Genomic DNA, 11,742 nt, shown 5'->3' with positions numbered 1-11,742 from the left:
ACTTTCGCGCGGTGGACGTCGTAGGCGGCCAGGTAGGCCAGGGCGCCGCCCCGGCCGTAGGTGTGGTTGACGCGCATCGCGCGGGCCTGCCCGGGTGCGAGGGTCGGGTGACAGCGGCAGCGGGCCTGGAGGGAGGTCTTCTCGTCGGCGCTGATGACGTACTCGTCCTCGCCGAGCGGCCGGCCCTGCCAGGTGTGGGCGTATAAATCCAGCACGCGTTGGGCCTTGGGCCGGAAGCAGGGGTCGGTGATGAAGATCCAGGAACGATGCTGCCAGGGCTTGATTGCGTCTTCCCGCAGCCAGCGGCGCACGGTGGAAGCCGACAGGGAGTCGGCGATGTTGCGTGTGACGGCTTCGCGGGCCAGTTCCGGGCACGACCAGCGGGAGAGGGGCGTGCCGGTTTCGGCGGGCAGCTGGCAGGCCAGCGCCTTGACCCGGGCTGTCTGCAGTGCGGTGAACGAGGGCGGGCGGCCGGACCGTTTGCGGTCCACCAGACCCGCGATGCCCTGCTGGGCGAATCGGTCCCGCCAGGTGCGGACCGTGTCCACGTGCAGGCCCGTCTCGCGGGCGATACGCGCGTTGGAGCGTCCGCGTGCCGCGTGGAGCACGATGTGAGCGCGTATCCGGGCCTGGTGGGGAGTCTTGTGGCCGTGGGCCATCTTCTTCAGCCGCTGTCGTTGCGAAGCAGTCAGCGATATCGGGCGGGCGGCGGCAAAGGGCACAGCAGGCAGGCCGATCAGCAGAAGTGGATCTTATCGACCGGATCGTGCCGCACCTGCGGACACCACTACCAGGCAGGATGATCCCCATGCCCACCGTGCCGGAGTCGACGAAGTCCTCCCTCGCCCAGAAGCTGACCGCACACGCCCGTACCGCCTGGCCACAACTCGCCGACCTGGACATCCGCCACCGCGGCCAGTTCGCCTATATCGACGGCGAACTGCCCGACGGCGAGACCATCAAGCTGATGCGGCTGCGTTACGGCGGCTCCGCCAGCACCTGGGGTTTCGCCCTCTATCTCGCCAGCAGCGACAAGTACGAGGACACCATCCTGCCCACCGGCAGCTTCGCCGGCACCCCCGAAGAGGCCCTCGACTGCGCATGCGGACTGTACCTCCCCGCCTTCGACATCTGACCAGGAGACACGCACAGCACCGGCTCCGGGGTCAACCCCCGAAGGACTTCCGGAGCCGACCACTAAGCGATCCTATGCGGACCGTTGGGTTCGGTGTGGGTTCTGCCCATCTTGGTGGGGCTGCGTGGGCGTGGAGGTGGAATCCGGCGCCCAGTGCTGCTCCGTGTGGCCGGTGTCGGCGTGTGGTGGGTGTGCTGATCGTGGTCACGTCCTGGTGCCGGTGGGCTGCGCGGGGCAGCCGGGTCCGGTCCGTTGGTGCGTGTCCCTCCGGACGCTGGCCGGCACGGCCCGAAGGACGTGCTGGGGAGGGGACCTCACGTCGCCTGGGCGTGAGGCGGTTGGTTCGCGGCCGGGTGGGACCGGTCTTCGACCGGTTGGTCCGGCTGGTGTTCGTGGTGGTGGTGATGACGGCCTTTGTCTCCATCGTGTCCGCCACGGTGCGGATCGCCATGGTGCCGCCGGCGCGGTCGGTGACGGTCTTGGTCTGGTGGGTGAGGCCGCGTGCGGCGATCCGTTGCCAGGCGCCCTGGTCGCGGTCGCCCTGCCAACCACACTCCCGGTTGGGACAGATGGCCCACTTCCATCCCGGCGTGGTGGGCCGGTCGGGTGCCTTGCGGTGCCGCAGGGGGGTGAGGCAGTGGGGGCAGTGCTTGGAGGTGTTGCGCGCAGGCACGGTCACCACGGCGATCCCGCATTCGGCGGCGAGGTGCCGCATGCGTTCAGCGATCTGCCCACGCACCGTCTGGGACATGCGCGTGTTGTGGGTGCGGCCCATGCCCCCGGCCTCCATCGACCGCAGGTCTTCCAGATAGATAACCGTGGCCTGGGCAGCGACGGCCTGGTCCACGGCCCAGCGGGCGGCAGCCCAGGCCAGGGCGTCGTTGAGGTTCGAGCGGCGCTGTGAGACGCGCCGGATCTCTTCCGCCAGGGTGGCGGCTTTGCCGTCCAGGGCGGGATCGGTGAGCCGGGTGTAGTGGTCGGTCTTGGCGTGCAGCCGCTCGGACTGCCGCCGAAGCCGGTACTGCTTGGCGAGCACGCCGGCAGCCCGGAACTGTGCGCCCGCCCCGAGGGCGGTGATCTGGCCGCCCTCGTGTATCCGGGCCGCACCCGCGCTGAGGAGCGTGTTCAGGCCCCAGTCCACGCCGAGTGCAACGGTGTGCCCGCTGCGCTGGGCCTTGGGCACGGCGTGGGTGTAGGCGAGATCGGCCCGCACCCTCCCGCCCGCGATACGCACAGTCGGCAGGTGAAGCACGGCGCTCGCCGGAACCGTGGGCGGCAACGTGATCGGGCAGGCCACCCACGTGAAGTCCGCGTACTTGTGCGGGTCGGGCCGAGTGGGGAGCTGTAATCGCAGCAGCACCCGTTGCCCGTCGTCGGATCGTTCGACGGTGGCCGGTTCCCACCCTCTCCCGGGGACCGCCTCGAACTCATATGTCGTGGTGGTGGCGTCGACGCGGCGGCCCCGGCGAAGGCGAGTCTGTCGACGGCCCTCGTACCGGGCTCGCGGAGGGCACAGCGAGCCGGTGAAGAAACTTCCAGAGCAAAGTCAGTGGATGGTTCATTCTTCGTTCAGCAACTGGAGTGAACTTCGTTCCATCGCGGCTCTACGGTCGCGCCCATGAACCAGATGCGTGTGATGACCGTGGGCGACGTTGTCGGCCCCGAAGCGGCTGCGTGGCTCGGTGCCCGCCTGCCCGAACTCCGTGCCAAGTACGAGCTCGACTGGATCGTGGTGAACGCCGAAAACGCGGCCGTCACTGGCCCGTCGCCGCACAACGGATTCGGCACCACCCAAAAGGAACTGGACGTCCTCATCGCCGGTGGCGCCGACGTCATTACCGGCGGGAACCACTCGTGGGACGGTCCCGAGGTCGCAGAGTCGTTCGCGTATCCGCAGGTAGTCCGCCCTCTGAACGTGTCTGAGACGCGCGGAAAGGGTGTCTTGACCATCGGTGAGGGCGACAAGACGCTGACGGTCGTGAACCTGCTGAGCCCCGGCGCAGTGGGCGAGGCGTGCCTGGCCCCGAAGCCGACCGACCTGTGGGACGCGTGGACGGAACTGGTCGAGAGCGATCTGCTTCAGGGGACGGTCGTGGTTGACCTGCACAGCGGCTCGCCGGCGGAGAAGGCGTGGTTTTCCGGCGCCGTCGACGGGCAGGTCGCCGCAGTCGTCGGGACGCATACCCACGACCGGACGAAGCACACGCACCTGCTGCCCGGCGGTACCGGCTTGGTCTCAGAACTCGGCATGGTCGGCCGGTTGGGCTTCAGCGGGTTCGGGTTCGACCCGGTCCACTTCGTCAAGGAGTTGCGCGGTGAGGACACCTCCTCGCTGCCGCCTTTCCAGCTCGCTACCGGCGACTTCACCCTGGGCGCGGCGATCTTCGACATCGCCGACGGGCGCACCACGTCGGTGGTCCGCATCGACGCCGACTGATCCGTCTCCCTCACCTCCTCAAACCCTTTGGCAGGAAGCAGCCATGATGTCCATCTCCCGCATGCCCAGATCGCGGCGGCGATTTTCGGTCGCCGCCGCCACTGCGGCAGCCGCCATGTTGACCCTCAACGCGTGCTCGTCGCCGTCGAGCGCGTCGAACACCTTGAGCGATGAGGTCACGATCGCGGACCACGCGATCCCGCAGTCACTGGACCCGATGAGCTCAGCGTCCTACGAGACAACGCAGTTGACCTACCTGTGGGGCGGCTACCTCACGAACTACGCCGACGGCAAGGACAGCGGCACCCCGCAGCTCGCCAAGTCGGTCACCGCCTCTTCCGATGGGCTGACGTGGACGATCAGGCTGCGTTCTGGGCTGAAGTTCTCCGACGGATCCGCCCTGACCTCCAAGGACGTCGTTGCGTCACTCGGGCGGATCCGGTCGACGCCGAACGTCGCCGGTGACAACTGGATCGGCCCCGCCATGGGCAGCATCAAGAAGGTCACCGCGCCCGACGACGACACGGTGTCGCTCGCGATGAGCCGTCCCTATCCGGGCATGCCGGCCGCTCTCTCGACGCCGGAAATGATCATCCTTCCGGCGTCGGGCATCGCCAAGGGTGATGGCTTCTGGAAGCACCCGATCTCGGCCGGCCGGTTCAAGTTCGACACCCTCGACACGACCAACGGCAAGTTCACTCTTTCGGCGAACAACGAGTATTACGACACCACGCCGCGCAAGGTGAAGAAGGTCAAGTTCGTAGCCATCACTGACGCCGCGACACGTCTCGCACAGCTCAAGAGCGGGCAGGTCGACTACGCCGACAACCTCCCGGGGAACCTGCTGTCGCAGGTGACGAGCCCGCTCACGCTCGATACGGCGAAGTGGAACGGCGGCCAGATGGCGCTGTCGGTCAACTTCGACGATCCCATCGCCGGTGATGAGCGCGTCCGCCAGGCGATCTCGCTTGCCGTCGACCGTAAGCAGATCGTGGCTTCGGCGCTCGGCGGCGAGACCGTGGGGCTGCCGCTTTACGGCATCCCGTGGAACCAGGACAACGACTCGCCGAATGTGAAGGCCACCAAGCAAGACATCGCTGCGGCGAAGGCGAAGCTCAAGGGCACCAAGTGCGAGAACGGATGCACCATCCCGCTCGTCACCGTCACCGACTCCGCCTGGCAGGTGCCGCTCGTCGCGCAGGTCGTGCAGGAACAGCTCAAGGCCATCGGGATCCAGCTCAAGATCGAGAACACGACGTTCACTCAGGTCGGCGACCGTCTCAAGCAGGGCAACTGGGGTCTGTTCACGCGCTGGATCGGTTACTACGAGAACACCCAGACCTACCTCGGTGGCTACATCTACGGCGACCCGACCTCGGGCAACAACGCCAACTTCTGGGGAACGCTGCCGACGAAGCCGGACATGCCGGAGCTGAAGGCGCTGTCGGACCACCTCAAGACCGCCTCCTCCACCGAGGCACCCGGTTTGGTCAAGAAGATCAACGCAGAGTACTCGAAGGAACTTCCGTCGATCCCGCTGACGACTCTGAGCTACGTGGGTGCCTCCCGGTATCCGAGCCACGACATCTACAGCGTCGGCGCTTCGTACCTGGTCCTGCCGTAACCCGCCCCAGGGGCCCGCATCGCGGGCCCCTGGCTCTCCCTTCCGCACGGCTCACACCGTTCCCGAGAGAAAGCACTGCACGATGTCCCAAGCAGTCTTGCCCGATCCGGCGGCCCGCCGGACCGGAAGCCGCGCAGGCAAGCGCCTGGCCGCAATCGGAAGTCCGTTCGTGCAGGCGATCATCGTCACACTGCTCGTAATGGTCATCACGTTCTTCCTCATCCGGACGCTGCTCGGCGACCCCGCCGTCGTCCTGATCGGAGGCAACACCGGCGCAAGCCCGGAGCGGATCGCGGCGCTCCGCACCGAACTCGGACTCGACAAGCCGCTCCTGGCGCAGTTCTACGACTACTCAACCGGTCTCCTCCACGGCGACCTCGGCAACTCCTTCCAACACCCGGCCAACACCGTCGCGAGCGTCGTCATGAACGGTGCCGGCGTCACGTTCGCTCTCGTCGGCGTGACGCTGCTGATCTCCTGCATCGTCGGCATCGGAGTCGGACTGCTCGCCGCGGGCGGCAACTGGCCAGTGTTCGACAACATCATCCGCGTGCTCTCGCTGCTCGGACTCGCAGCACCGGGCGCGCTGATCGGTCTCGTGCTCATCCTCACGGTCGCCCTCGGCGGAGGGCTGTTCCCCGCAGGGGGATGGGGCAGCGGCTACCCCGACAACTTCCAGTACCTCATCCTGCCCGCGGTGACCGTGTCGTTCTGGTTGACCCCGATCATCCTCCGAGCGGTGCGCGAACGCGCCGGCGAGGTGCTGCACGAACCCTTCGCCGAGTCCGCCGCGGCGCGCGGCATGTCGCGGGCACGGCTCATGCTCCGCCACGTCGCCCCGAACTGCGCCGGTCCGGTGCTGGCCATCATCGGTGTCAGCCTGAGCTACCTGATCAGCGGCGCGGTCATCGTCGAAATCGTGTACGGACTCCCGGGTATTGGACGGACGATGACGACCGCAGTCGGATCGCTGGACTTTCCCGTCATCCAGGGCATCGTCCTCCTCACCGGCGCAGTCGTCGTGGTGCTCAACCTGGTCACCGAGATCGCCACGCGCGTGATCGACCCGAGGACCGCCCGGTGACCGCCGTCGTCGAGCCGCCCAACGCGACGGCGCCCCCCCAGCCCGCTTCCTCCCGTCGCCGTCGCACCCTGAACATCCCCGCGGAGCGGCTGGTCGGGCTGACCATCGTCCTGGTCCTCGCCTTGGCGTTCATCCTCGTTCCGATGCTCAGCCCGGTGTCGTCCTCCGACATCGCCTCAACGCCGCTCGCTCCACCCAGTGCCCAACACCTGTTCGGAACCGATCAGCTCGGCCGGGACATCTTCGTCCGCACCTTCGAGGCCGGCCGGATCGACCTCGGGCTCATCATCGCCAGCATCACCGCCGCAGCATTCGGCGGGGCACTCCTCGGCCTGATCGCCGCCTACCTTCCAGCCATAGGCCGCGCCGTGATCAGCAGGATCACCGACGCGACGATGGCATTCCCGTACATCGTGCTCGTGATCGGGCTCGCCGCAACGCTCGGCAACCGTGAACTGATACCCGGCCTGCCGCGCGGCGCCGCCGCGATCAGCATCGCCATCGTGATCGCGTGCTGGCCCCCATACACCCGGCTGACCATGTCCCGCGCCATCCTGCTGCGCGAGCGGGACTCCATCGTCGCCGCCCGCGTCCTCGGATACGGCCCCATGCGCATCCTGTTCCGCCACATCGGTCCGGCGCTGATATCGATGAACCTCTCCTACGCCGCAACGCAGGCAGTCGCGACGACCGCACTGGTCGGATCCCTCGCGTTCCTCGGCGTCGGCATCGCCCCGCCAACACCCGAACTCGGCCAGATGATGGCCGACAACATCGCCCTGCTGCCGATCGCCTGTTGGGCGCCGATCATTCCCGGCCTTGTCGTGCTCGCGCTCGGCGTCGGCTTCGCCCTCATGGCCGACTCCGCCGGCGGAAGGAACTCCCGATGACCGCTCTGCTCGACGTCCGCGACATCAACGTCACCATCGCACAGACGAAGGTGCTCACCGACGTGTCCCTCGCACTCGACAGCGGCGAGGCGCTCGGCATCATCGGTGAGACCGGCTCCGGAAAGACCATGACCCTGCGCGCCATCACGGGACTGCTGCCCTCGATCGGCGGCCGAATCGAGTCCGGCGCCATCCACATCGACGGCCGCGACGTGACCCACGAGTCCCTGCGGAGCCGACAACGCACCCTCCGCGGAATCGTGTCGATGGTGCCCCAGGCGAGCATGTCGAGCCTCGACCCACTGCAGCGAATCGGCAGTCAAGTACACGAAGCCCTGCAGCTGACCCGGCGCACCCGAGCGACCGACGACGATGTCCACCACGCGCTCGAGGCCGTGCGACTCACCCCGACCGAAACCCTGCTGCGCTCGCGACCCCACGAACTCTCCGGGGGAATGCGGCAGCGAGTGATGATCGCGCTCGCGCTCGCATCCGAACCACGCCTGCTCCTCGCCGACGAGCCGACCACCGCCCTGGACGCATCCGTCCGCTCCAGCGTCCTGAACCTCTTCACCGAGCTACGGCTCGAGCGCCAGCTCGGACTCGTGCTCATCTCACACGACATCAACGCGATCGCGTCCGCCACCAATCGCATCGTGGTCATGAACCAGGGGCGGGTGGTCGAGACCGGCCGCACCGCCGAGGTGCTCGAGAACCCGCGGCATCCCTACACGCAGATGCTCGTCAGTGCCCTTCCAGAACGCACGCCACGCGGGCACTACCTCCTGGCGCACCGCTCAGGAGACGCCTCGCAGGCCGCCACCGACAGCGCGTACGAACCGGTCCCGGCCCGAGCGGTGCCGACCGGGAAGGCGTCGACGATCGAAGCTCGTCGGCTGAACTTCTCCTACAACGACCGGCAGATCCTTGACGACATCTCCCTCCGCGTCCGGGCCGGCGAGCGCCTCGGGATCGTCGGCGAGTCCGGCAGCGGGAAGTCCACACTCGCCCGGCTGCTCACCGGCGTCCTCCCCTCAAACCAGGTGACCGTTGACGGCAAGCCGTGGCGTCGCTTCGGCAGCCGGCAGCCGGAACGGCACGAGGTGCAGCTGATCCTGCAGGACCCCTTCGCGTCCCTCACCGAAACACAGACCGCGCTCGCGACCGTCGAGGAAGCATGCCGGACCGTGCAGAGGCTGCCGCGGCGGGCAGCGCACGAGCGCGCCCTCGAGCTGCTCGAGGCGGTCGGCCTCATCGGCGACCTCGTGCACCGGCGACCAGGCCGCCTCAGCGGCGGGCAATGCCAGCGCGTCTCGATCGCACGCGCCCTGGCTGCCAATCCGTCCATCCTCGTCGCCGACGAACCGACGTCGGCCCTGGACCTGTCCGTGCAGGCGGGGATCGTGAACCTGCTGCTCAAGCTGACCACGCAGCGTCCACTCGGCCTCGTCGTCATTTCGCACGACCTGGCGGTGATCTCCCATCTCTCCGACACCATCGTGGTGATGGAACAGGGGCGCATCGTCGAGTCCGGTCCGACCGACCAAATCCTCTTCCAGCCCAAACATCCCTACACCCGGCAATTGGTGTCCGCCAATCCCTGGCTCGCCCCGAACGCGGCACCCAACCTGGACGCACACCAGCGAACCGGGACACGCACGGTGTAACCGACGAACGTGAAGCCGTGAACCGAACTGGACCGATCGCGGCGCGATCGCGTGTCCAGTGCCGACAATGCTTGGATAAGACCATGTCCGCTGACCTGACACTGGCGCCGCACTCGAGCCACGACCGCGGCACCCTCATCGCACGGATACGGGCGCTCCTGCCGTCGATGTCACCCACCCAATCAGCCGTCGCTACCGTCGTTCTGACGAACCCCGCAGGTGTCGTCCGCATGACGGTCAGCGACCTTGCCACGGTGTCCCGCAGCTCTGTGGGCAGCGTAGTGCGGTTCTGCAAGGACCTGGGGCTGAAGGGATTCCACGAGTTCAAGCTGCAACTCGCGTCGGAGGCGCCAGCCGACGCTGATTATCACGACGAGGCACAGGACGGAACACCGAGCTCGATCATCGCGTCGGTGTTCCAGTCCACGTCCCGGTCGATCGCGGCGGCCCAATCGAGCATCGACATACAGGAGTTCGAACGCGCGGTCCACGCACTCGACGCCGCGCAGCGGATCGTGCTCGTCTCAACCGGCCCGTCCGCGCCGCTGGCGATGGACACCGCACTGCGGTTCCGCAGCGTCGGCCTGCCGATCGAGAATCCCACGGACCCGATCTCGCAGCACATCTCCGCGTCGATGCTCACCAGCGGTGACGTGTGCCTGGCGATCAGCCACACCGGCAGAACCCGCGAGACGGTGACTGCAGCGGAAGCGGCCCGTGATGCCGGCGCAACGGTCGTCTCGGTGACGAGCTTTTACCGCTCACCGCTGGTCGCGGCCTCATCGGTGACCCTCGTCGCCGGTTCCGGCGAGACCCGGTTCCAGATCGAGGCGATGATGAGCCGGTTCATCCATCTCGCGGTCCTGGACGCGCTCTACTCCGCGGTGACCGCGGAGAACGCCGAACGCACCCTGCGCGGCGCGGCTTTGTCCGCGCGCGCCGAAGAGACGCACCGAATCTGACCGCCCGCTCCCGCTGCCCGGCCGGTGCCGGGAGCGGGAGCGTGTGCGTCGGCGCCGCGCGCCGAGACGCAACGAAACGGCGCGGCCCAGGGGATAAGGACCGCGCCGTGGTCGACGTTGACGTCTACGCCCACGCGGTGGGCTTGTCGAGCGCGTTGAACTCGAATTCGGTGAGCAGGCCGTAGTGGTCGCTGGCGGTCGGGTATTCGTTGAACACGATCTTGCTGTCGTTGATCACGCTCTCCACCTCGAGGTGGTTCTCCGTCGAGCCGGCGAATACGTAGTCGATGCGGCGGTGGTGCGGCTCCTGCACCCAGTAGTTCGGGACGATGCCCTGCGCATCGACGACGCTGCGTGCCACCCACGGGCAGTCGGTTGTCCAGGTGTATCCGGGGGTGCCGTCCCCGGCGATCGCCCAACTGTCGCGGAACGCCGCGCTGCGGCCGTTGATCGCGGACTTGCCGGTGTAGAAGCGGATGCAGTCCTGATCGGGGGCTGCGTCAAAGTCGCCGGCGAGGATCGTCGGCGCCGCCTGGCGTCGCTTCTCCTCGAGTTCGGTGATGAACAGCGCCTGTTCGACGCGGGCGGCCTCGCGGGTGAACTTGAAGCTCGGTCGGGCGCCGAGGAAGAGCATGTCCACGCCGATCGGGAGAGGCAGGACCGCCTCCCACACGTACGGGCCATCCTCAGCCGGGAGCCGGTGCACGTCGATGCTCTTCGGTGCCCAGCGGGTACCGACGGCGGTGCCCCATGCGGGCCAGTCCACCTCGGTGTAGTCGGAGGCGTGGTGCCAATGCAGGGGTGAGTTGTCAGACACGAGCTTGAACGCGTCACGCTCCGGGGCGCGCAGTACCTCCTGGAGGAACACGATGTCGGCGTCGAAGGTGCGCAGGCCCGCCAGCAGGAGAGAGTCCCGCTTTTCACGGTCTCGTGGGTCCGACCAGATGTTGAGGGAGAGCACGCGGAGGTTCATTTTCTTCAGCATGCCGTGACCGTAGAACCCTTCGATGAACAATCTTCCACCCGCAAACGAACGTCGGAAGTAACCTCAGCAGCTTCGTCAGTGCCTGCCAGGGTCGTTGAGCCCGTCGAAATCGATGTCGAGCTCCACGCGATCGGCGCGGAAGCGCGAGTTCGTGTACTGCAGCGGCGTGCGGTCGACAAGCGTGTTGACAGACCGCACGACCAGGACGATCGATCCGGGCGGAAGGTTCATGTCCTCGGCTTCGGTGCCGTTCGCGATGCGGGAGCTGACCGCGCTCCAGGTGCGGACGTAGTCGTCGATGCCGACTGCGCGAAGCGCCTTGGTGATGGATCGAGTCTGACGCAGATGGATGTCGAGGTCCGGTGTCAGGGCGACGTCGAACCAGGAGGTCGACCGCGCGACCGTGGTCCCGTTCACGTCGGCGACTGTCTCGACCTGCAGCGCCGGCCGTCCGTCGAGCCGCAGACGGGTGGCCACTTCGTGCGGTGGGTTTGCCATGATTTCCGCGGCTATAGGGCGGTGTGACGCTGTGTCCGCCTGGCCGATGCTGTCGCTGAGGCGCGTGCGCAGACTGATCCGGTGCACCAGGAGTGTGTGCGGGACGACGAACGTGCCGCTGCCCTGGCGCGTCGCCACGAGGCCTTCGGTGGCGAGAGCGGCGACGGCCTGGCGCACGGTGTTGCGGTGCACGCCGAATCGGTCGGCGAGCACACCCTCGGTCGGCAGTTTCGCTTCGGGCGGGAACGAGCCGTCGGCGATTTCGCTGCGGAGCTGGTCTGCGATGAGGCGCCACGTCGAGTAACCGGTGGCAGAACGTGTGACGCGAGGCATAGTGCACCGAACCCTACCGCCTGCCTGCGGCCTCGCAGCCCTCAGATCGCGAGTTCACCTCGCATGCATCGAAAAGTCATCTAGCTAAGTGGACAACTCTCGTGACGGCTAGCTACGTTCGATTCAT

11 protein-coding genes are annotated in these 11,742 nt (G+C 67.4%); 7 read left to right on the top strand and 4 right to left on the bottom strand.

The window, feature by feature from the left end; all coding sequences use genetic code 11:
- Window positions 1-659 (bottom strand): IS630 family transposase (locus tag AC07CM_RS45530; protein WP_478882452.1); only part of this gene is annotated, 659 nt, incomplete at its 3' end.
- Between the two features lie 149 nt (window positions 660-808).
- On the opposite strand from AC07CM_RS45530, the gene AC07CM_RS45525 reads away from it, so the two are divergent.
- A complete protein-coding gene (locus tag AC07CM_RS45525; RefSeq protein WP_478882451.1) occupies window positions 809-1,135 on the top strand; it encodes a hypothetical protein in 327 nt (108 codons plus the stop codon).
- Window positions 1,136-1,166: 31 nt separating this feature from the next.
- Here AC07CM_RS45525 and AC07CM_RS45520 read toward each other — a convergent pair whose 3' ends face one another.
- A complete protein-coding gene (locus AC07CM_RS45520) occupies window positions 1,167-2,369 on the bottom strand; it encodes a zinc ribbon domain-containing protein (RefSeq protein ID WP_478882450.1) in 1,203 nt (400 codons plus the stop codon).
- 402 nt (window positions 2,370-2,771) lie between these two features.
- On the opposite strand from AC07CM_RS45520, the gene AC07CM_RS45515 reads away from it, so the two are divergent.
- The 6 genes from AC07CM_RS45515 (at window position 2,772) to AC07CM_RS45490 (ending at window position 9,799) form a co-directional block, all read left to right on the top strand.
- The gene (locus AC07CM_RS45515; protein WP_478882449.1) at window positions 2,772-3,572 is read left to right on the top strand and encodes a YmdB family metallophosphoesterase; all 801 of its coding nucleotides are present in this window, start codon (window positions 2,772-2,774) and stop codon (window positions 3,570-3,572) included.
- Between the two features lie 43 nt (window positions 3,573-3,615).
- A complete protein-coding gene (locus tag AC07CM_RS45510) occupies window positions 3,616-5,196 on the top strand; it encodes an ABC transporter substrate-binding protein (RefSeq protein WP_478882448.1) in 1,581 nt (526 codons plus the stop codon).
- Between the two features lie 82 nt (window positions 5,197-5,278).
- On the top strand, window positions 5,279-6,280 hold the full coding sequence (locus AC07CM_RS45505; protein WP_478882447.1) for an ABC transporter permease: 1,002 nt from the start codon (window positions 5,279-5,281) through the stop codon (window positions 6,278-6,280).
- Window positions 6,277-7,170, top strand: coding sequence for an ABC transporter permease (locus AC07CM_RS45500; protein ID WP_478882446.1), 894 nt, complete (start codon window positions 6,277-6,279; stop codon window positions 7,168-7,170). Before AC07CM_RS45505 ends, AC07CM_RS45500 begins: the two co-directional genes overlap by 4 nt.
- Window positions 7,167-8,837 (top strand): ATP-binding cassette domain-containing protein, encoded by a 1,671-nt coding sequence (locus AC07CM_RS45495; protein WP_478882445.1) that lies wholly within the window; start codon window positions 7,167-7,169, stop codon window positions 8,835-8,837. Before AC07CM_RS45500 ends, AC07CM_RS45495 begins: the two co-directional genes overlap by 4 nt.
- An 83-nt stretch (window positions 8,838-8,920) precedes the next feature.
- A complete protein-coding gene (locus tag AC07CM_RS45490) occupies window positions 8,921-9,799 on the top strand; it encodes a MurR/RpiR family transcriptional regulator (protein WP_478882444.1) in 879 nt (292 codons plus the stop codon).
- Window positions 9,800-9,923: 124 nt separating this feature from the next.
- Here AC07CM_RS45490 and AC07CM_RS45485 read toward each other — a convergent pair whose 3' ends face one another.
- Window positions 9,924-10,784: an endonuclease/exonuclease/phosphatase family protein gene (locus tag AC07CM_RS45485; protein ID WP_478882443.1), complete on the bottom strand. Its 861-nt coding sequence runs from the start codon at window positions 10,782-10,784 to the stop codon at window positions 9,924-9,926.
- A 75-nt stretch (window positions 10,785-10,859) separates the two neighbouring features.
- Window positions 10,860-11,615: a phosphonate metabolism transcriptional regulator PhnF gene (phnF, locus tag AC07CM_RS45480; RefSeq protein WP_478882442.1), complete on the bottom strand. Its 756-nt coding sequence runs from the start codon at window positions 11,613-11,615 to the stop codon at window positions 10,860-10,862.
- Between the last annotated feature and the right edge of the window lie 127 nt (window positions 11,616-11,742).

It is taken from the genome of Streptomyces sp. NPDC044061 (genome assembly GCF_056434305.1).
Note: the sequence above shows the minus strand (reverse complement) of the source record. Positions and strands in the feature narration are given on the sequence as shown.